Annotated in this window: 19 protein-coding genes; 7 read left to right on the plus strand and 12 right to left on the minus strand. The window is 65.9% G+C overall.

Going from position 1 to position 21,220, the window contains the following annotated elements:
- The 4 genes from NHH73_27405 to rsmB form a co-directional block, all read right to left on the minus strand.
- Complete coding sequence (locus NHH73_27405; protein ID USX26245.1) at positions 1 to 714, minus strand: response regulator; 714 nt, start codon at positions 712 to 714, stop codon at positions 1 to 3.
- A gap of 62 nt (positions 715 to 776) precedes the next feature.
- Complete coding sequence (locus NHH73_27410; GenBank protein ID USX26246.1) at positions 777 to 3,077, minus strand: ATP-binding protein; 2,301 nt, start codon at positions 3,075 to 3,077, stop codon at positions 777 to 779.
- Positions 3,078 to 3,734: a DUF4390 domain-containing protein gene (locus NHH73_27415; protein ID USX26247.1), complete on the minus strand. Its 657-nt coding sequence runs from the start codon at positions 3,732 to 3,734 to the stop codon at positions 3,078 to 3,080.
- A complete protein-coding gene (rsmB, locus tag NHH73_27420) occupies positions 3,727 to 5,145 on the minus strand; it encodes a 16S rRNA (cytosine(967)-C(5))-methyltransferase RsmB (protein ID USX26248.1) in 1,419 nt (472 codons plus the stop codon). Before rsmB ends, NHH73_27415 begins: the two co-directional genes overlap by 8 nt.
- Positions 5,146 to 5,401: 256 nt before the next feature.
- Between rsmB and argS the strand changes: the two genes are divergently transcribed.
- From argS to NHH73_27455, 7 genes are read left to right on the plus strand one after another with little or no spacing between them, the layout of a single operon-like run.
- A complete protein-coding gene (gene argS / locus NHH73_27425; protein ID USX26249.1) occupies positions 5,402 to 7,111 on the plus strand; it encodes an arginine--tRNA ligase in 1,710 nt (569 codons plus the stop codon).
- Positions 7,112 to 7,132: 21 nt separating this feature from the next.
- Positions 7,133 to 7,858: an SPOR domain-containing protein gene (locus tag NHH73_27430; protein ID USX26250.1), complete on the plus strand. Its 726-nt coding sequence runs from the start codon at positions 7,133 to 7,135 to the stop codon at positions 7,856 to 7,858.
- 22 nt (positions 7,859 to 7,880) lie between these two features.
- The gene (locus NHH73_27435) at positions 7,881 to 8,564 is read left to right on the plus strand and encodes a thiol:disulfide interchange protein DsbA/DsbL (protein ID USX26251.1); all 684 of its coding nucleotides are present in this window, start codon (positions 7,881 to 7,883) and stop codon (positions 8,562 to 8,564) included.
- 55 nt (positions 8,565 to 8,619) lie between these two features.
- The gene (locus NHH73_27440) at positions 8,620 to 9,399 is read left to right on the plus strand and encodes an SDR family oxidoreductase (GenBank protein ID USX26252.1); all 780 of its coding nucleotides are present in this window, start codon (positions 8,620 to 8,622) and stop codon (positions 9,397 to 9,399) included.
- A complete protein-coding gene (locus NHH73_27445; protein ID USX26253.1) occupies positions 9,396 to 10,220 on the plus strand; it encodes a biotin--[acetyl-CoA-carboxylase] ligase in 825 nt (274 codons plus the stop codon). The genes NHH73_27440 and NHH73_27445 overlap by 4 nt, the downstream gene beginning before the upstream one ends.
- A complete protein-coding gene (locus tag NHH73_27450; protein USX26254.1) occupies positions 10,217 to 10,999 on the plus strand; it encodes a type III pantothenate kinase in 783 nt (260 codons plus the stop codon). Before NHH73_27445 ends, NHH73_27450 begins: the two co-directional genes overlap by 4 nt.
- A 26-nt stretch (positions 11,000 to 11,025) precedes the next feature.
- Positions 11,026 to 11,724, plus strand: a complete 699-nt coding sequence (locus tag NHH73_27455) for an SPOR domain-containing protein (protein USX26255.1) — start codon at positions 11,026 to 11,028, stop codon at positions 11,722 to 11,724.
- Between the two features lie 8 nt (positions 11,725 to 11,732).
- Here the strand turns inward: NHH73_27455 and NHH73_27460 are convergent, their stop codons facing one another.
- From NHH73_27460 to mreC, 8 genes are read right to left on the minus strand one after another with little or no spacing between them, the layout of a single operon-like run.
- Positions 11,733 to 12,905, minus strand: coding sequence for a septal ring lytic transglycosylase RlpA family protein (locus NHH73_27460; GenBank protein ID USX26256.1), 1,173 nt, complete (start codon positions 12,903 to 12,905; stop codon positions 11,733 to 11,735).
- Positions 12,906 to 12,915: 10 nt separating this feature from the next.
- On the minus strand, positions 12,916 to 15,015 hold the full coding sequence (gene mrdA, locus NHH73_27465) for a penicillin-binding protein 2 (GenBank protein ID USX26257.1): 2,100 nt from the start codon (positions 15,013 to 15,015) through the stop codon (positions 12,916 to 12,918).
- Positions 15,012 to 16,157 carry a rod shape-determining protein RodA gene (gene rodA, locus NHH73_27470; GenBank protein ID USX26258.1) on the minus strand — a complete coding sequence of 382 codons (1,146 nt, stop codon included), beginning with the start codon at positions 16,155 to 16,157 and terminating at the stop codon, positions 15,012 to 15,014. The genes mrdA (NHH73_27465) and rodA (NHH73_27470) overlap by 4 nt, the downstream gene beginning before the upstream one ends.
- A 10-nt stretch (positions 16,158 to 16,167) precedes the next feature.
- The gene (locus NHH73_27475; GenBank protein USX26259.1) at positions 16,168 to 16,374 is read right to left on the minus strand and encodes a hypothetical protein; all 207 of its coding nucleotides are present in this window, start codon (positions 16,372 to 16,374) and stop codon (positions 16,168 to 16,170) included.
- Positions 16,374 to 17,486, minus strand: a complete 1,113-nt coding sequence (gene rodA / locus NHH73_27480; GenBank protein ID USX26260.1) for a rod shape-determining protein RodA — start codon at positions 17,484 to 17,486, stop codon at positions 16,374 to 16,376. The genes NHH73_27475 and rodA (NHH73_27480) overlap by 1 nt, the downstream gene beginning before the upstream one ends.
- 10 nt (positions 17,487 to 17,496) lie before the next feature.
- A complete protein-coding gene (mrdA, locus tag NHH73_27485; GenBank protein ID USX26261.1) occupies positions 17,497 to 19,479 on the minus strand; it encodes a penicillin-binding protein 2 in 1,983 nt (660 codons plus the stop codon).
- Positions 19,480 to 19,491: 12 nt separating this feature from the next.
- Positions 19,492 to 20,004 carry a rod shape-determining protein MreD gene (gene mreD, locus NHH73_27490; protein USX26262.1) on the minus strand — a complete coding sequence of 171 codons (513 nt, stop codon included), beginning with the start codon at positions 20,002 to 20,004 and terminating at the stop codon, positions 19,492 to 19,494.
- Positions 20,001 to 21,215, minus strand: coding sequence for a rod shape-determining protein MreC (gene mreC, locus NHH73_27495; GenBank protein ID USX26263.1), 1,215 nt, complete (start codon positions 21,213 to 21,215; stop codon positions 20,001 to 20,003). The genes mreD and mreC overlap by 4 nt, the downstream gene beginning before the upstream one ends.
- Between the last annotated feature and the right edge of the window lie 5 nt (positions 21,216 to 21,220).

Raw genomic sequence — 21,220 nt, forward strand, 5'->3', positions numbered from 1 at the left:
TCAGAGGTTTTTTTTGGCCAGCTTGCCCGGCTCAACGCCCAGTTGCTTGAGCTTGCGATACAGGTGGGTTCGCTCGAGGCCGGTCTTCTCGGCCACGCGCGTCATGCTGCCGCCTTCGCGGCCCAGATGGTGCTCGAAGTACATGCGCTCGAAGGCGTCGCGCGCCTCGCGCAGCGGCAGGTCGAACGACAGGTTGAACATGTGGTTGTCGGCGCCGGCGATGGTGGCGCCGCCCCGCACCGCGATCGCGGCCGCGGGGTTGGGCTGGTTGAAGCCGGCGCTGGGCGCCTCTTCCTGCTGGACCGCCGCCGCCGGACGTGGCGCGGCCACCGGCGCGCGCACCGTTTCCTGCGCCCGCGTCAGCCCCTGCTGAACCGCCTTGAGCAGTTTTTGCAGCGCGATCGGTTTCTCGAGGAAATTGAGCGCGCCGATGCGCGTGGCCTCGACTGCCGTATCGATAGTCGCATGGCCGGACATCATGATCACGGGCATGGTCAGCAAGCCGTCGCGCTGCCATTCCTTGAGCAAGGTGACGCCGTCGGTATCCGGCATCCAGATATCGAGCAGCACCAGATCCGGCGCGCCGCCGGCGCGCGCTTCGCGTGCCTGCTGGGCGTTCTCGGCCAGCTGTATTGCGTGTCCCTCGTCGCTCAAGATTTCCGAGAGCAACTCGCGGATACCCATCTCATCGTCCACTACCAGAATGTTTGCCATCTTCCCTTGCCTTCCTCATTTTCGCCATCGATGCGGCAAATGATTTTGTATTGAACTTAACTTTAAGTATTGTGCGTCGTCGGCGCTAACTTTAACAGCAAAATCAGTATAGACGCGCCACTTCCATCGACATGATTCTGGATATCAATCCTGCCGCCATGCTCGTCGATAATTTTCTTTACCATCGCCAACCCCAAGCCGGTGCCGCGCGCCTTCGACGTCACGTACGGCTCGAACGCCCGCGCCAGGATCTTGGGCGCGAACCCCGGACCGTTGTCGACGATTGCCAACCGCACCGCCACGCGCGTGCCGCCGTCCGCACCCTGATAATGGATGGCTTCGCTGACGACGTCAATGCGCGGCTGCACGTCCGGCCGCCCGGCCGCCTGCTCGGCCATCGCATCCTGGGCGTTTTGCAGCAGGTTGTGGATCACCTGGCGCAGCTGCGTGGCGTCGCCCATCACCAGCGGCAGGCCGGCGGCCAGCTGCGGATGGATGATGTCGTCGCCCTCGCCGCTGACGTACAGGTGCAGGATTTCCTCGACCAGCGCGTTCAGGTCGAGCGGCTCAAGCACCGCCGGCGGCGTGCGCGCGTAGTCGCGGAAATCGTCGACCATGCGCTTCATCGCCGCCACCTGGTTGACGATGGTCGCGGTTCCCTTGTTGAGCAGCAGCACGTCGTCCGGCGCCAGCTTACCCTCAAGTTTCATTTGCAGGCGTTCGGCTGACAACTGGATCGGCGTCAGCGGATTCTTGATCTCGTGGGCCAGGCGGCGCGCCACTTCGCCCCAAGCGATCGAGCGCTGCGCCGAGATGACGTCGGAGATATCGTCGAACACCACGAGGTAGCCGCTGCCGCCCTCGATCGGCAGGCGCGAGCCGCGCGTCAGCAGGGTCAGGTCGTTGTCGTCCAGGCTGGCGGAGCGGCGCGGCACCTCGATCTGGCGCTGCCAGTGCATGCGCTGCAGGTTGCGGCCCGCGGCCGACTGCGCGCTTTGCGCGGCGAACGCGGCGACGATGGCGGCGCCGAATTCCTGCATGCCCTCGACCTCGTTGAGCTTGCGCCCGATCATCGTCACGCCGGCCTGCTGCAGGATGCGCTCGACCGAATCGTTGAAGCTAATCAGATGGAACTCGTGGTCCAGCACCATCACGCCGGCCGACATATTGGCCAGCACCGATTCCAGGTGGGCCTTGGCGTTTTGCAGGGCGGCGCGGTTGCGCTCGACGGCGCTGCGGGCGTCCGACAGCTGGCGCGTCATCGTGTTGAACGACTGCGTCAACGTGCCGAGCTCGTCGGAGGTGGCGACGATCGGGCGCGGCGACAGGTCGCCCTCGGCTACCGCGCGCGTGCCCTCGGCCAGCAGCAGCAGCGGCTGCGCCAGGTCGCTGGCGATCAGGAAGGCGCTGGCGATGGCGCCGAACACGGCCAGCAGCAACGTCAGCGTCAAGGTGACGATGTACATTTTGCGCAGGCCGACGCGGGCGACGAAGCGCTCCTTGTAGTTGGAATAGGCGCTGCGGATGGTCTCGCCGTCGGCCGCCAGTTGCGCCGGCGCCAGCTGGATCAGTTGCAGGTAGCGCGGCGCCAGCTGGGTGCCGTTGGGCCGCACGCGGTCGGGAATGGCCATCACCACCCGCAATCGCAGCTGGCTGAGGCTGTCCTGGGCGTTGACGGGCGCGTCGACCAGGTCGCTGCGCAGTTCGTTGCCGCCCTCGGGCGCGCCGTAGGATTCGTCGCTCTTGGCCTTGGCCATCATTTCGCGGGTCGGCAGGTCGGCGCTCAGGTTGCCGCTACGGCTGGCGCGGGCGCTGACCACCAGCCCGCCCTCGGCGTCGACGATGATGGCGTTCTGCATGCCGGGCTGCTCCTTGACCAGCTGGGCCAGGATCAGGCGCTCGGTGCCGTCGCCCTCGCCGGCCAGGCGCTGCGTGGTGCGGGCGGCGGTGGCGGTCAGCTCGTTGAGCGAGCGGTCCAGGCCTTCGCGGCTCAGGTTGATGCCCGATTCGAGCGCCTCCTCGACCGGCACATTGAACCACGATTCGATCGAATGGGAGACGAACTGCACCGACACCAGGAAGATCACCAGTCCCGGCAGCACGCCGACGGCGGCAAACAGCAGCACCAGCCGCGTCATCAGCTTGGAGCCGAACTTGCCGCTTTTGTAGCGCGCATACAGGCGGAACAGCGACACCGCCACCAGCAGCAGCAGCGCCACGGCCACCGCCGCGTTCAGGCCCAGCAGCCAGGCGTAGTAGCGGTCGAAAAAGCCGGAATTGTCGGAGGCCGAGGCGAGCAGGAACAGCAGGATGCTGACGACGGCGCCGCCGATGACGGCAAAGTACCGGAGCGCTGTGCTCACCTACTCGGCCCTGTAGAGGAAGGTTTTCTTATCGGACGCCAGGCGCCATTCATTATTATTGAGGGCGTTGATCTGGATCGGCTTGGGCAGGTAGTTCGGGTCCAGCCCCATGCTCAGCTTGACGCTGTAGGTCTCGCCGACCTTGAGCGCGCCGCGCGGCGCGACGATCCAGCGGTTGGGGCGGCGGATCAGGAACAGCGCGTCGTCCAGCGAGGAGAAACTTTGCCGCACGCTGCCGATGACGGCCACGTGGTATTGGCGCGTGAGCACGTTGTACGACAGGCTGATGGTCTGGCGCGCAACAATGGCCTTCTCGTCGAACCAGTACCAGCGCGGACGGGTGAATTCGATGCTGGTGGTGAAATACAGCACCACGCCGTATTGCAGGGTGTCTTCCAGCCCGTGGCTGAGGTCGAAACCGTAATTGGCCGACAGGCGGTAGCCCTCGTCGGTGGCCTCGACATACGCCCGCTTGATCTCGACGCCGTCGGCAGCGCTGGCCGCCTGCGGCAGCGCGCAGGCCAGTATCAGCAGCAAGGGCCCGATCAGCAGGCGAAAAAATCGTTGTATCACGTGTGGGCCGGTGCTCAATAGGTGCGTAATACGCGGGGGTGCGACAGGGAATGCTCTAAATAAACAGGCAAAACGCTTACGCATTTTTCTGGAAAAGCGCGTAGAACAAACCGTCGTGGTCCTGGCCGTCGCCGCCGGCCGGCAGCAATTGACCGGGCGCGTCGAGCCGCACCGCATTGTTGCGCACGGCGAAGGCGGCCGCCTGCGCTTCCGATTCCTGCGGCCACAGGGAACACGTTACGAACAGCAATTTACCATCCGGGGCGAGCATCTGCCAAAGGTTGTCGAGGATTTTGGCCGAAAGTGTTGCAAGTTGGAGCGTGTCGCCCTTGCGGCGCAGCCAGCGGATATCCGGGTGGCGGCGCACGATGCCGGAGGCGGTGCACGGCACGTCGGCCAGGATGCGGTCGAACGGTTTGCCGTCCCACCAGCTCGACGTTTGCGCGTCGGCGGCCTGCAATGCGGCTTCCAGCTGCAATCGCTGCAGATTTTCCTCGACCCGCGCCAGGCGCTTGGGGTCGGCGTCGAGCGCCGTCACATGGACATCCGCGTCGGCGCCGGCCAGCTCCAGGATGTGGCAGGTCTTGCCGCCGGGAGCGGCGCAGGCGTCGAGCACGCGCATGCCGTTTTTCACGTCCAGCAGCGGCGCGGCCAGCTGGGCGGCGGCGTCCTGCACCGACACCAAACCGTCGGCAAAGCCCGGAATCAGGCTCACGCCGACCGGTTTGGCCAGGCGCACGGCGTACGGGCCGATCTGCGTGGCGTCCATGCCGGCTTGCGCCAGGGTCGCCAGATACTGTTCCACCGAGGTTTTGCGGACGTTGACGCGCAACGTCAGCGGCGGCGCGGTGTTGCCGCTCGCCAGCACCGCCTGCCAGTCCTGCGGCCAGGCCGCGCGCACCGCGTCGATCCACCATTGCGGGTAGTTCCACTTGGCCAGCGGCTGCAGCAGCGCCGTCTCCAGCAGCGCCTTGCGCTCGCGCAGGAAGCGGCGCAGCACGGCGTTGACCATGTTTTTGGCGCGCGCGGTGTCCGGGTGGGCGTCGGCCGCCGTCACGGTCTGGTCGACAACGGTGAATTCCTCGTACGGCTTGACGGCGTCCGGCGCCGTCATCAGGGCCAGCGCGCAGGCCAGCAGCGCGCCGACCAGCGGGTCCGGCGCCTTGGGCGCCATCAGCGCGATCAGGGTCTCGCTCTGGCCCAGCTGGCGCATGCAGCGGTAGGCGATGTCCTGCATCGCGCCGCGCGCCTGTGGGGTGGCATCGTTTTTCGCCCACACCTGGGCCAGCGCCTGCGGCAGATTGGTGCCGGTGCGGACCTGGGCCACCGCGTGGGCGGCGCCGATCAGGCTGAAAGCGAGCGAATCGGGCTTCAAGCCGGTGTGGAAGCTGGTTTGCAGCGCCGGTTTCAGGTCACGCGCATGGCTGGCGCGCAGCTTGGGCGCTGCCGCCTTGGCGGGTGACTTCAGTGAGAGCGTCGGACGCTGCTTGTTCATATGCTAATTCCAGAGAGCGGCCGGCAGCCGTGATCGCGCAGTATACAGTAGTGCCACAGCAGCGCATATGACAAGTCGCTGACAAGAATGTAAAACTCGGTTAGCGGAAGGTCGCCTGCACGGCGGCGGGGCGCTCGGCTCCCCTCCCCCGCTCCCGGCAAACCAGTATAATGGGCACTGTTTGGCCGGTGCCAGAGCGCCGGCCGTTTTCGCTTTCAGATGATTTTTTTAGCGCGGCCCGGCCGCCATTTCGCTCATGCTCGCCCAACAAAAACAAGATATCACCGCCCTGTTCCAGGCCGCCCTCGCACCGATCCTGGCCGGTTCCGACGTCACAGCCAACGTTGTGCTGGAGCGCCCGCGCGACCCGTCGCACGGTGACGTGGCCTGTAACATCGCCATGCAACTGGCCAAGCAGCTCAAAATGAACCCGCGCGAACTGGCCACCAAGGTGGTCGAGGCGCTGCTGGCCAACCCCGCCGGCAAGGGCCTGGTGGAGTCGGCCGACATCGCCGGCCCGGGCTTCATCAACCTGCGCGTGAGCGCCGCCGCCAAGCAGGCCGTGGTCAAGGCCGTGCTGGCGCAGGGCGCCGCCTACGGCAGCAGCACCGCCGGCGACGGCAAGAGCGTGATCATCGAATTCGTCTCGGCCAACCCGACCGGTCCCCTGCACGTGGGCCACGGCCGCCAGGCCGCGCTGGGCGACGCGCTGTCGTCGCTGTTCGGCTCCCAGGGCTATGCGGTCACCCGCGAGTTCTATTACAACGACGCCGGCGTGCAGATCCAGACGCTGGCCAATTCGGTCCAGGCGCGCCTGCGCGGCTTCAAGCCGGGCGACGCCCAATGGCCCGAATCGGCCTACAACGGCGACTACATCGCCGACATCGCCGAGGACTTCAAGGCCAAAAAGACCGTGTCGGCCTCCGACGGCGCCCCGGCCACCGCCTCCGGCGACATCGACGACATCGACTCGATCCGCGCCTTCGCCGTGACCTACCTGCGCAACGAGCAGGATATCGACCTGCAGGCCTTTGGCGTGAAGTTCGATAACTACTACCTCGAATCGTCGCTGTACGCCGACGGCAAGGTCGACGCGGCCGTCGACATGCTCAATAAATCCGGCAAGACGTACGAAGAGGAAGGCGCGCTGTGGCTGCGCACCGAGGACTACGGCGACGACAAGAACCGCGTGATGCGCAAGAAGGACGGCACCTACACCTACTTCGTGCCGGACGTGGCCTACCACATCGTCAAGTTCCAGCGCGGTTTCGGCCAGGCCATCAACGTCCAGGGTTCCGACCACCACGGCACCATCGCCCGCGTGCGCGCCGGCCTGCAGGCGGTCAACGTCGGCATTCCGCAAGGCTTCCCGGACTACGTGCTGCACAAGATGGTCACCGTGATGAAGGGCGGCGAGGAGGTCAAGATCTCCAAGCGCGCCGGTTCCTACGTCACCGTGCGCGACCTGATCGAATGGTCCGGCGGCGGCGACATCACCAAGGGCCGCGACGCGGTGCGCTTCTTCCTCATCTCGCGCAAGGCCGACACCGAATTCGTGTTCGACGTCGACGTCGCGCTGAAAACCTCGGATGAAAATCCGGTGTATTACGTGCAGTACGCCCACGCGCGCATCTGCCGCATGCTCGAACAGTTCACCGGCGACGTCGCCGCGCTGGCCGATGTCGACCTGTCGCCGCTGACCGCGCCGACCGAGGCGACCCTGCTGGCGACGCTGGCCGCCTACCCGGAGACGCTGGCGCGCGCCCAGGCCGAACTGGGCCCGCACCAGATCGCGTTCTACCTGCGCGACCTGGCCGCCAACCTGCACAGCTTCTATTTCGCCGAGCGCGTGCTGGTCGACGACGAGGCGCTCAAGGCGGCCCGCATCGCGCTGATGGTCGCCACCCGCCAGGTGCTGCAAAACGGCCTGGCGCTGATCGGCGTCTCCGCTCCCAACAAAATGTAATTGCGAAGGATATCCCGCACAATGAATTTCCGTACCCGTCTCACTCCGCGTTCGCGCCAACAGGGCAACACCTTCATCGGCATCGTCATCGGCCTGGTCATCGGCCTGACCGTGGCCGTCGTCGTCGCGCTGGTGATCAACAAGGGGGCCTCCCCGTTCACCGACAAGGGGCGCAGCAACAAGAGTACGGAAACGACCGCGGGCCAGGCGGCCGATCCGAACAAGCCTATGTACGGCAGCAAGGAGGCGGCGCGCGCCGCGGCCAAGGACTTGGGCAGGGATACGCCACCGGCGGCGCCCACCGCCCCGGCGCCAGCGCCGGCACCGAAGGCGCCGGCGGCCGATCCGCTGCAGGCGGTGGTCGACCGCATCCAGGGCGCGGCGGCCGACAAGCCGAAAGCCACGCCGTCGGCGTCGAACGTGACGCCAACGCCGGTCGCCAAGACCCCGGCCAACACGGCCGCGCCAGCGGCGGGCGCCACCGCCACGCCGGCCAACGGCGGCGACGAAAAGTACATCTATTACCTGCAGGCCGGCGCCTTCCGCGAGGTGGCCGACGCCGAAAGCGCCCGCGCCAAGCTGGCACTGCTCGGCTTCGAGGCCAACCTGTCGGACCGCACCACCGACACCGGCGTGCTGCACCGGGTTCGCATCGGCCCGTTCAACCAGGTCGAGGCGATGAACAAAGTCCGCAGCAAGTTGTCTGAAAACGGCGTCGACGTCGCAGTCGTGCGCAATCAAAAATAACGAAACCCAGCCAGGAGTAATGATGCGAATTCTGAAATACGTTTTGAGCACGCTGATGCTGAGCGCCGTTGCCTTGTCACCGATGTCGGCCTCCGCATCCCCGGCCGAGCCGAAGAACGGCGTCGAATACAAAACCCTGCCGACGCCGCAACCCGTCGACACCGGCAAGAAGGTGGAAGTGATCGAATTCTTCGACTACGCCTGCCCGCACTGCCACGCGCTGGACCCGTCGCTGACCGCCTGGGTCAAGAAGCAAGGCGATAACATCGTTTTCAAGCGCACGCACATTTCGCGCACCGGCACCGAGCTGCCGCAGCAAAAAATGTTCTACACGCTGGAGGCCATGGGCCTGATGAACGAAGCGATCAACACCAAGATCTTCAACGAGATGCACGTCAACCGCAACCGCATGAACCGCGACGAGCTGGTATTCGACTTCATCGTCAAGCAGGGCATCGACCGCCAGAAGTTCATCGACACCTATCGCGGTTTCGGCGTGCAGGGCCGCATCCGCAAGGCCACCGCGATGATGGACACCTACGGCGTCGACTCGTGGCCGATGTTCGCCATCGACGGCAAGTACGTGACGTCGCCATCGATGTCCGACGAAGGCTCCAAGAGCGCCACCAGCGAAGCGCAGCTGCACACCCAGGGCCTGCAGGTGATGGATATCCTGGTCGCGAAAGCGAAAGCGGAAAAAAAGTAAGCATGTCCTCCAAAGACGCGTTGACAACGGCTTCGGCGCCACCTGGCGTCCGCGCATGAGCGGTCAGCGCGTCTTCATCACCGGTGCCTCCAGCGGCATCGGCGCCGCGCTCGCGGCGCAATACGCGTCGCAAGGCGCGGTCCTCGGGCTGCTGGGCCGGCGCGGCGACGCCCTCGCCAGCCTGATCGCCTCCTTCCCCAACGCCGAAAAACACCGCGCCTACGTCGTCGATGTGCGCGACCACGCCGCCATCGCGGCGGCCGCGCGCGACTTCCTGGCGCATGCCGGCGGCATCGACGTGGTGATCGCCAACGCCGGCATCTCGGCCGGCACCTTGACCGAGTTCGCCGAGGACATCGCGGTGTTCGACAACATCATCGCCACCAACGTGGTCGCCACCGCCGCCACCTTCGCGCCGTTCATCGCGGCGATGCGGACGCAGCGCACGCCGGCGCGGCTGGTCGGCATCGGCAGCGTCGCCGGCATACGCGGCCTGCCGGGCGCCGAGGCGTACAGCGCCTCCAAGGCGGCCGTGATCAGCTATTGCGAGTCGCTGCGGCTGGAGATGAAACCCTACGGCATCAAGGTCGTCACCTTGTGCCCCGGCTACATCGATACGCCGATGACGAAGGTGAACCCGTATCCGATGCCGTTCCTGATGGCGCCCGAAAAATTCGCGGCCAAGGCCGCGCGCACCATCGCCGCCGGCGCCAGCTATGCCGTCATCCCGTGGCAGATGGGCGTGGTCGCCAAGGTGCTGCGCCTGATGCCGAATGCCGTCTACGATTTCGCCTTCGCCAAGGCGCCGCACAAACCGCGCAAGGCCGCACCATGATCTCTCCCACCTTAACGCCGGACGCCATTGCAGCCCGCTGCGCCACCAGCGCCACCCATGTGGCGATCGAAGTCGTCGCCGAAACCGGCTCCACCAACGCCGATCTGCTGGCCCGCCTCGACACCTTGGACGGCCCGCTGCTGCGCATCGCCGAAAACCAGACCGCCGGCCGTGGCCGCGCCGGGCGCAGCTGGCTGTCCGCGCCGGGCGCCGCGCTGATGTTCTCGCTGGCCTGGCGCTTCAAGGGGCCGCTGCACCGCATGACCGGCCTGCCGATGGCGGTCGGCGTGGCGCTGGCCGAAACCATCGCCTCGCTGGACGTGCCGGTGCAGATCAAGTGGCCGAACGACCTGCTGCGCGACGGTAAAAAACTGGCCGGCATCCTGGTCGAAACGCAGACTTCGCGCAAGGACGGCGACGGCGCCGTCTGGGCCGTCATCGGCGTCGGCATCAACCTGCTGATGCCAGACGAACTGGAAGAACAGATCGGCCGCGCGGTGGCCGCGGCGCCGTGGCTGGCGAAAATGGAGCGCAGCGAATTGATGGCCGCTTTACTGAGCCGCCTGGCCGCGGTACTGGCCGAATTCGACGACACCGGCTTCGCCCCTTTCGCCGAGCGCTGGAACCTGCTGCACGCGTGGCAGGGACAGGACGTGGTCATCCTCGACCACGGGCAGGTGCTGCAGCAGGGCCGCGCGGCCGGTGTCGACGCCATCGGCCGGCTGATGCTCGACACGGAGCACGGCAGGGTCGAGGTGCTGTCCGGCGATGTCTCGCTCCGGCTGTCGTCCACCATTCCCTCATCCATCGGATTACCATGATTTTACTGATCGACGCCGGCAACACCCGCGTCAAATGGGCGCTGGCCGAAATCGGTGACGCGCCCGGCGCGTGGCTGGCGCATGGCGCCGTGGTCCACGCCGACCTGACGCAGCTTGAACTGATCTGGGGCGAAGCGGTCGGCCAGCGACCGGTCGAGCGTATCCTCATCGCCAACGTGGCCGGCAACGCGCTGCGCGTCCACCTTGAGTACGTGCTGCAGCGGACCTTCCCCGCCATGCAGTTGGGGAACTTGATAGACTGGTTCGAATCGCGGCCCTCGCTGGCGGGGCTGACCAACGGCTACCGCAATCCCGCGCAGTTGGGCTGCGACCGTTTTGCCGCCGCCATCGCCGGCCACACCCTGGCGCCGGGACATGCCATCATCGTCGCCAACTGCGGCACCGCCACCACCATCGACGCCATCACCGCCGACGGCGTGTTCCTGGGCGGGATGATCCTGCCCGGACTGGGCCTGATGGCCAGTTCGCTGGCGCGCAACACGGCGCAGTTGCCGCAAATTGCGCAAGACGGTAAGCTGCCTGACGGATTCGCCGACAATACCGACGACGCCATCTTGAGCGGCTGCCTGGCCGCGCAGAGCGGCGCCATCGAGCACGCGTTCGCGCGGCACCAGGCCGCGGAATGCATCATCTCCGGCGGCGCGGCGCCCTACATCGCGCCGATGCTCAAGGTGCCGCACCGTATCGTCGAGAATATCGTGTTGATAGGCCTGCACGCCGCCGCAGCAGCCGCTGCCCCTGCCGCGCTGGCCCACTGAACCGAATTGGTCCACCGAGGAAGCCCGTGCTGAAGTTTATATTCTGGTCGCTGTTAGCCGTCAACGCCGCACTGTTCGCGTATGGACAGGGCTATCTCGGTCATTTCAGCGGCAACGAGCGCGAACCGGCGCGCCTTGTGAATCAGCTCAACGCCAAGGAGTTGACCATTATTTCGGCGGAGCGGGCCGGCCATGCGCCGGCGGTCGCCTCGGCAGCCGATGGCGCCAGCCCGCCCGCCGGCGGCAAGGCCGCGCCGCAGCCGCTGGCGTGCGTGGAGATCGGCAGCTTCATCCTGGCCGACGCGCGCCGCTTCGAAGCCCGTCTGGCCCCATTGAACCTGGGCGACCGCCAGTCGCGCCGCAACCTGCCGGGCACCGAGATATCGAGTTATATCGTGAACATTCCGCCGATGGGCAGCAAGGAAGCCGCCGACAAAAAAGCCGCGGAGTTGCGTGGTCTGGGCGTGACCAACTTCTTCGTCATGCCCGACAATTCACCGATGCGCTGGGCGATCTCGCTGGGCGTGTTCAAGAGCGAAACGGCGGCGCAGAACCAACTGGCGGCACTGGTCAAGCAAGGCGTGCGCACCGCGCGCGTGACTCCGCGCATGAGCGGGAGCAAGCTGCTGGCGTTCCAGTTCCGCGACGTCGACGCCGAACTGCAAGCCAATCTCGAAAAAATTCGCGCCGATTTCCCGAACACGCAAACCCACAGCTGCAAATAAGTGTAGCTTCAGCGCTGAACCACGATCGGCTTAAGACTGAGCGACGCCGGCAATCCCTGCGCCGCCTGCAAAGCCTCCTGGCGGCTGGCGAACGGCCCGCCGAACAAGCGGTGCACAGGTCCGCTCTGCACCACTTCCAGCATCGAAAAACCACTGCCCGCCAGCTTGCCGCGCACGGCTTCCGCGTTCTCGGCCCGCGTGTAGGCGCCAAGCTGCAAATAGAACCCGCTAGTGGCCGCCGGCACGCTATCGGCCAACATCAGCGCCTCGATCTCCGGCTTCGCGCCGGCCGCCGCGGCCGGCGCGACCGCCAAAGCAACCACCGGCGCCGTGATCGCGGCATTCGCAGCGCCACCTCCGCCCGATACCGCCTTCGGCGTCAACACCAACGGCTGCGGCGCCATCGACGGCTGCTTGCCGCCCTCCCCCGCATACGACGACAACCGCGCCCCGGACTGCGACGCCGCCTGCAAGCGCGGCGCCTTGGTACCCGACACGCCCTCCTTCGTCGCCAGCATGCGGTCGATCTCCTCTGGCAGAATGCGCTCGATCTTCAGTTCATGACTGCCCTTGCCCAGCAATCCCAATTTCAGCGCCGCCGTGTACGACACGTCGATGGCCCGCTTGGCATGGAACGGTCCCCGGTCGTTGATACGCACGATCACCGTCGCCCCGCTGACCATATTCGACACCCGCGCATACGAGGGAATCGGCAGCGTGGGATGCGCCGCCGTCATCTTGTACATGTCGTAAAGCTCGCCCGACGACGTGCGCTGTCCATGGAATTTCTTGCCGTACCAGGTGCCCATTCCGACCTGCGTGAACGGCTCGTTGTCCGTGATCGGCGTGTAGGTCTTGCCGAAGACGACGTAGGGACGATTGGAGCGCGGCAGCAGCGGATCGTTGCGCACGTCGGCATCCGGCGCGTCGGCCAGATTCTCCGGCGGCGCATCGCCGGGACCATCGTCCTGATAGTAACCACCGCGCCCCGAGTTAGCCGGGGGCAGCGTCGGCAGGCCGGTGGCCGGCCTGGTGGTGGACGGCGACTTGATCACAGGTCCCGACGCACGTGGCGTCCTGGAGATCGTCTCGTCCGATGTTGGCACGGTGCCGCAGCCGGCCAGCACCAGCAGGGCCAGTGCCGCGCAGGCGTTCCGAAGTTGGCGTCGGTTCATACACATGGCGTCATCCTCATTGGTTTTTCCGCACCACCGGTGCCGGTTGCGTGACGGGCGCCGGCGCGGCCGGAGCTGGCGCGGGAGCCGGTGCCGGCGCGCCAGGCGCCGCCGGCTGTGCCGGCGCCGTGCCGTTCGCGCCGACGGCAGCGCCGCCGTTCTGAAGCCGCGCCGCCGCGGCCTGCTCTTCCAGGGTCTGGCCTTCCACCGGCACGATTTCTTCCGCGTCTTCTTTTTCCACTTTGGTTGTATCCTTTCCGGCCGGGCGTTTGCCCAGCAGGTAATAGTCGAGGGCCTTGCGCGCGATCGGTGCCGCTTCCAGGCCGCCCTTGCCCGCGTTCTCCACCACCAGCGCTATGGCGATGCGCGGCTTCTCGGCCGGCGCGAAGGCGGTGAACAGCGCGTTGTCGCGCAGGCGTTCCGCCAGTTTGGCGGCATTGTACTTGTCGCCCTTCTTAATCGTGATCACCTGTGCGGTGCCGGTCTTGCCGCCGACGCGGTACTGGGCGCCGGCAAACGCCCGCACACCCGTGCCGCCGGCCTCCGTGGTCACACCGACCATCGCGTTCTTGATGAAATCGATGTTCTCCTGCTTGAGTGGAATCCGGTAGCTCTCCTTCGACACGGTCAATGTGCGCACGCGCGTGCCCGCATCCTCCAGTATCTTCACCAGGTGCGGCTTCATCACCACGCCGTCGTTGGCCAGGTTGGCCACGGCGTGCGCGATCTGCAGCGGCGTATAGGCGTTGTAGCCGGAGCCGTTGCTGACCGAGATCGTATCACCACCCACCCAGCGCCCCGCCGCACCCTTGAAGCGCTTGCGCTTCCATTCCTGCGACGGCAGCACGCCAATCTTCTCGTTGAAAAGATCGATGCCGGTCTTCTGGCCGAAACCGAAGGGCTTCATGAAGTCGTGGATCATGTCGATCCCCATGTCGTGACCCAGCTCGTAGTAGTAGGTGTTACAGGAGACCACGATGGACTTGTGCATGGCCACCGAGCCATGGCCGCCGACCAAGTCGTCGTTGAACTTGTGGCCGCCCAGGTAGTAGTAGCCCGGGTCGTAGGTGGCCTGGGTGGTGGTGCGCTTGCCCAGCTCCAGCGCCGCCAGCGCCATGAACGGTTTGAAGGTGGAACCCGGCGCATAGGTGCCCGACAGCGGCCGGTTCACCATCGGCCGGTCCAGCGAGGTATTGAGCTCATTCCAGCTTTGCGAGTCGATCCCGTCGACGAACAGGTTGGGATCGTAACCGGGCCGCGACACGTAGGCCAGGATGTCGCCGGTGGACGGCTCGATCGCCACCAGCGCGCCACGGCGGTCGCCGAAGGCGTCTTCCACCACCTTCTGCAATTCGATATCGATCGACAGAATCAGATTGCTGCCCGGGACCGCGGGTTTGCGCGACAAGGTGCGCACCGCGCGGCCGCCGGCCGTCACCTCCACCTCTTCATAACCGGTACGGCCGTGCAGCTGCGCCTCGTAGCTTTTTTCCAGCCCCTCCTTGCCGATATGGTCGGTGCCCTTGTAGTTGGTGGCGTCCTCGCCTTCATCGATGGCGTTGGCCTCGGCGCGGCTGATGCGGCCGATGTAGCCGATCACGTGCGACGCCGTCTCACCCAGCGGGTACTGGCGGAACAGGCGCGCCTGCACCTCGACCCCGCGGAAGCGGAAGCGCTGCGCAGAAAAGCGCGCCACTTCCTCATCGGTCAAGCGGGTGCGCAGCGGCACGCTCTCGAAGCGCTTGGATTCCTCCACCAGCTTCTTGAAGCGCTTGCGGTCCTTGACCTCGACGTTCACCAGCTTGGACAACTCGTCGATCGTTTCGTCGAGCGTGGCCGTCAGCTTTGACGGCGTGATCTCCAAGGTGTAGGCCGAGTAGTTGCGCGCCAGGATAACGCCATTGCGGTCCAAAATCAGCCCGCGATTCGGCGTGATCGGAACGATGGCGATGCGGTTCTCCTCGGCCTTGACCACGAAGTCGTCATGCTTGATCACCTGCAGCCAGATAAAGCGCGCCAGCAGCAATCCAAAGCAGACGAACACCGCCAGGCCCAGCACCGCGATCCGCGTGCGGAACTCTTTCAGTTCGCGCTCGGTGTCTTTAATCTCCATCATGCCGGCGCACCCCAAGCCGGGATGCCGGAACCGCTGCGCACACGGCGGCTATGCCGCTGGATGCTCATTAAAATGCCGGCGCCCAGGCCCAGTGTGAGCAGCGCAGTGCCGCCATAGCTCATGAAGGGCAGCGGCACGCCGACCACCGGCACGATGCCGCTGACCATGCCCATGTTGACGAAAGCGTAGGTAAAATAAATCATCGTAATGGCGCCCGCCAGCAGGCGCGTAAAGAAGGTGGATGCATTGAGGGCGATGGAGAGTCCGCGCCAGATCAGCAGCAGGTACAGCACCATCAGCACCAGATTGCCGGTGAGGCCGAATTCCTCGGAGAAGACGGCGAAGATAAAATCGGTGGTGCGCTCGGGGATGAACTCCAGGTGCGTCTGCGTGCCCTGGGTCCAGCCCTTGCCGGCCGCGCCGCCGGAGCCGATGGCGATCATCGACTGGATGATGTGAAAGCCCTTGCCGAGCGGGTCATGATAAGGATCGATCAAGGTTAGAACGCGCTCGCGCTGGTAGTCGTGCATCGCGGACCACAGCAACGGCATGGCCACGCAGGCGGCCGCACCCAGCGCCGCCAGCGCCCTCCAGGACAAGCCGGCAAGGAAGATCACGCAGGCGCCGGCCGCCACCACCAGCAAGGCCGTGCCGAGATCCGGCTGGCGCGCGATGAGAAGGACGGGAACCGCCAGCAGCAGCGCGGCGACAGCATACGCCTGCCAGCGCAACTGGCCGGCCTGGCGCTGGAAGAACCACGCCAGCATCAGCGGCATGGCGATCTTCATGAATTCGGAAGGCTGCAGCTGGACGCCGACAGTGATCCAGCGCCGCGAACCGCCCTTGATCGTGCCCACCAGCGCGACGGCGATCAGCAGCGCCACCGCCAGCGCGTATACCGGCACGGCGATGCGCATCAGCGTTTGCGGCGGCATGTTCGCGGCCAGCCACATGACGAAGAAGGCGGCGGCGATATTGCGCAGCTGGTCGGACACCTTGCCCGGAATGGCGATGCCGGCCGAATACAGCGTCACCAACCCCACCGACAGCAAGGCGAGGATGATGAGCGCCAGCGGAATGTCGAACACCATGACATGGGGGCGGATGCGCTGCCAAAGCGAGCGCCCGTCGTTGAAATGCATGCGGCGGCCCTTAGTTGGCGCCGGCGGGCGGCTGCCCGGACGGCTGCGCCGCGGCGCGATTCCGTTCGGCCATGACGGCATAGTCGTCATGCCGCACCACCTGCAACCAGACGATGCGCGCCATCAGCAGCCCGAGGCCGATGAACGCCACCAGCGCCAGTCCCTTGAGGCGGCGCCGGAAGCGGCGCGCATCCGCGTCATCGATCTCCGCGCGCATCACGTCTGCACCAGTTTGCGGTGGCGCTGGATGCTCATCAGGATGCCGCCCGCGATGCCCAAGGTGAGCAGCGCGGTGCCGCCGTAGCTCATATATGGCAGCGGCACGCCGACCACCGGCAGGATGCCGCTGACCATGCCCATGTTGACGAACGCGTAGGTAAAGTAGATCATCGTCATGGCGCCGGCCATCAGGCGGCTGAAGAAGTTCGGCGCGTTCCCGGCGATCATCAGGCCACGGCCGATCAGCAGCAGGAACAGCAGCATCAGCACCAGGTTGCCCACCAAGCCGAATTCCTCCGAGTAGACGGCGAAGATAAAGTCGGTGGTGCGCTCCGGGATGAACTCCAGGTGGGCCTGCGTGCCCTGGGTCCAGCCCTTGCCGGTGATGCCGCCCGAGCCGACCGCGATGGTCGACTGGATGATGTGGAAGCCCTTGCCCAGCGGGTCGGAGGTCGGATCGATCAGCGTCATCACGCGTTCGCGCTGGTAGTCGTGCAGCAGCGACCAGATCACCGGCAGGCTGGCGGCGAAGGCCAGCAGCAGCCCGGCCAACGCCTTCCACGCCAGGCCGGCCAGGAAAATGACGGCGAAACCGGCGGCCACCACCAGCAGCGCGGTGCCCAGGTCGGGCTGGCGCACGATCAGCGCCACCGGCATCATCAGCAGCAGCGCGGCGATGGCGTAGCTTTGCCAGCGCAGCTGGCCGGCGCGATGCTGGAAGAACCACGCCAGCATCATCGGCGTGACGATCTTCATGAACTCGGACGGCTGGATGTCGATCCCGACGTGCAGCCAGCGCCGCGCGCCCAGCTTGATGGTGCCCACCAGCGCCACGGCGACCAGCAGGATCATGCCGACGGTGTAGGCCGGCACGGCGATGCGCATCATCATCTGCGGCGAGATGTTCGCCACGATCCACATCACCAGGAACGACAACAGGATGTTGCGGACGTGGTCTTCCATCTTGCCGGGAATGCCGATGCTGGCCGAGTACAAGGTGACGGAACTGACCGTCAGCAGCATCAGGATGATGAAGACCAGCGGCCCGTCGAAAACGGTGAAGTACGGGCGAAGGCGGCGCCACAGGGAACGCCTTTCGTTGATGCGCATGCAGATCCTTTTATTCGGTGTTGCCCGGGGTTTCAGCACCCGGTTTTTTTTCATCGACCACGCCCTGTTCGGCCTGGAGTTCGGTCACGGAGCGCAGCACCGCGTCCTCCTTCGGCACCGGCGTCGTGTCCTTGTCGCCGGAGCGCTTGCCAAGGATGTAGTAGTCGAGCGCCTTGCGCACGATGGGCGCGGCCACGGCGGCGCCGAAGCCGCCGTTTTCCACCACCACGGCGATGGCGATGCGCGGCTTGTCGGCCGGGGCAAAGGCGGTATAAAGCGCGTTGTCGCGCAGGCGCTCGGACACCAGCGCCGCATTGTACTTCTCGTTCTTCTTGATGGCGAACAGCTGCGCGGTGCCGGTCTTGCCGCCGGAGGTGTAGCCGGCGCCGGCGAAGGCGCGCGCCGCCGTGCCGCCGGTGGTCACGCCCACCATCGCGCTTTTGATGAAATCGATGTTGTCCTGTTTGAGGGCGATGCGGTAGCTTTCCTTGGGCACCGTGAGGCGGCGCGCGCGCGTGGCCGGATCCTCGATGATTTTCACCAGGTGCGGCTTCATCACCACGCCGTTGTTGGCCAGGTTGGCCGTCGCGTGCGCCATCTGCAGCGGCGTGTAGTTGTTGTAGCCGTTGCCGATGCTGATCGAGATGGTGTCGCCACCGACCCACTTCTGCGCGGCGACGTTTTTCTTGAAGCGGCTGCGCTTCCATTCCTTCGACGGCAGCACGCCCTGCTTCTCGTGCTCCAGATCGATGCCGGTCAGCTGGCCGAAGCCGAACGGCTTCATGAAATCGTGGATCGCGTCGATGCCCATGTCGTTGCCGAGCATGTAGTAGTAAGTGTCGCACGAGTCGACGATCGACTTGTACATGTCGACGGTGCCGTGGCCGCCCGGCTTGTCGTCGCGGAAGCGGTGGCCGCCCAGGGTGAAGTGGCCCGGGTCGGAAATGGCCTGGTGCGGCGTGCGCTTGCCCAGCTCCAGCGCGGCCAGCGCCATGAAAGGCTTGAAGGTCGATCCCGGCGGATAGGTGCCCGACAGCGGCCGGTTGACCATCGGCCGGTCCAGCGAGGTATTGAGTTCGTTCCAGTTTTGCGCGTCGATGCCGTCGACGAACAGGTTGGGATCGTAGCCCGGACGCGAGACGTAGGCCAGGATGTCGCCGGTCTCGGGCTCGATCGCCACCAGCGCGCCGCGCCACTCGCCGAAGGCCTCCTCGATCACCTTTTGCAGCTCGATGTCGATCGACAGGATCAGGTTGGCGCCGGGCGTGGCATTGGTGCGCGACAGCGTGCGGATCGCGCGCCCGCCTGCCGACACCTCCACCTCCTCGTAGCCGGTGGTGCCGTGCAGGTGCTTCTCGTAGCTTTTCTCCAGCCCTTCCTTGCCGATCTGGTTGGTGCCGTTGTAGTTGGCCGCGTCGTCGGTGTCGGCGATGGCGCGGGCCTCGGCCTGGTTGACGCGGCCGATGTAGCCGATCACGTGCGAGGCCACCTCGCCCAGCGGATACTGGCGGAACAGGCGCGCCTGGATCTCCACGCCGGGAAAGCGGAAGCGCTGCGCGGAAAAACGCGCCACCTCCTCGTCGGTCAGGCGGGTGCGCAGCGGCACGCTCTCGAAGCGCTTGGAATCCTCCAGCAGCTTTTTAAACCGCTTGCGGTCCTTGACCTCGATGAGCACCAGCTTGGCCAATTCGTCGATTGTCTCGTCGAGCGTCATGGCCAGCTTGGACGGCGTGACTTCGAGCGTATAGGCCGAGTAATTGCGCGCCAGGACCACGCCGTTGCGGTCCAAAATCAGTCCGCGGTTGGGCGCGATCGGCACGATGGCGATGCGGTTGTCCTCCGCCTTGACGGCGTAGTCGGCGTGCTTGACCACCTGCAGCCAGAGGAAGCGCGCCAGCAGCAGCCCGAAACAAATGAACACCAGCCCGCCCAGTACCGTCAGGCGCAGACGGAACTTGTGAAGTTCGCGCTGGTTGTCCTTAAGCTCGGTCATGGCGGGCTGGAATCAGATCGGGCGGGTATGGTCGCGGTCGACCGCGCGCCGCTGTGGCGCCAGCAGCAGCCAGGTGGCGATCGGCCACAGGGCCACGGCGATCACGCTTTCGACGAAGTAGTACCAGCTCGGGAATTTACCGGAGACGAAGAAGCGGATCACCAGCTGGATCGACTGCGCCATGAGCAGCAGCGGGAACACGTGCATCGCCTGCGTCAGCAGCGGGAACCACAGCACGCGCCGGTGCAGCATGATGGCGAAGTACGACAGCAAGGTATAGGCCAGCGCGTTCTCGCCCAGCAGGGTCGAGTCGTGGACATCCATCAGCAGGCCGAGGAAGAAGGCGGTGCCGATACCGACCTTGCGCGGCTGGTGCACGCCCCAGAACACCAGCACCAGCGCGACGAAATCGGGCACGCCGACGAACTGCCCCCACGGCAGCAGGTTCAGTAAAAAGGCGCAGAACAGGCTGAAGGCGATGAACAGCGGGCTGACCGGCAGCAGAATATAGTGTGGACGATTCATCGTGCCGGCTCCTTCGGTGTGGTGGCGGCGGCCGGCGCCTGGCCCTGGCCAGCCGGTGCGGCGGGCCGGGTCGCGGCAGGTGCGGGTGCGGGCGCGGCCGTCGCCGGCGTGGCGGCCGTCGGTTTGGTTGCCGCGCCGGTGGCGGTCGGCGTCGCGGCGCCGTCGGCCGGCGCGGCCTTCGGCGCGAGCGGCGGCGGCATCACCGGCATCAGTCCCGGCGCGGCGTTGGCGGCCGGCGCCGCCGTTCCAGTCGCACCGCCGGCGGCCGGCGCGGCCTGGCCGTCGGCGCCCTCCTTCGCAGGGTCCTTGATCGGCGCCATCTTGTTGTTGCCCTTCTTCGGCGTGCGCGCCTCTTCCTCCGGCGGACGCGGAGGCAGCTCCGGCGTCGACATCAGGATCAGCAACTGGGTATTGTTGGCGACGCCGGCCAGCGGCTGGCAGATCACGCCGCCGAAGGAACCGCCGGCGCTGTTTTCCACCTGCGTCACGCGCGCCACGGCCAGGCCGGCAGGATAGATGCCGTCCAGGCCCGAGGTGACGACGATGTCGCCCACCTGGATATCGGCATTGGGGGCGGTGAAGCGCAGCTCCAGCGCGCCGACCTTGCCGCGTCCATACGCGACGCTGCGCAAGCCGTTGCGCAGCAGCTGCACCGGGATGGCCTGCTCCTTGTCGGTCAGCAGCGTGACCTCGGAGGTGAACGGGAACACCCGCGTCACCTGCCCGACCACGCCCTGGTTGTCGATCACCGGCATGCCGAGCATGACATCGCTCTTGATGCCGCGGTCGAGGATGATCTTGCGGCTGTTGGCGTCGCGCGCGTCGTACAGCACCTCGGCCAGCATCGACTTGACGGGCAACTGTTCGCGCGCGCCCATCAGCTTGCGCAGCTGGTTGTTCTCGACGGTGCGCAGCTGCGCCTGCTGCAGCGCCTGGGCGTCGGCGATCTGCTGGCGTTTGAGCTCATTGACCTGCTTTTTCATCGACGACAAGGTGGAGAAGTAGTCGCCGACGCCGTAAATGGCGTCGCGCGGCAGCAGCGCGACCATCTGCAGCGGATACAGCACGGTACCCGCGACCTGGCGCACGGTCGACAGGGTGCGCATGCGCGCGTCGACCAACAGCAGTGCAATCGATATGCACGCGAACACCGTCATCTTGACCCGGGCCGAAGCGCCTTGCTTGAAAAGTGGCGGAGGACTGTATTCCATGACTT

It is taken from the genome of Oxalobacteraceae bacterium OTU3CINTB1 (genome assembly GCA_024123955.1).
GTDB lineage: Bacteria > Pseudomonadota > Gammaproteobacteria > Burkholderiales > Burkholderiaceae_D > Rugamonas.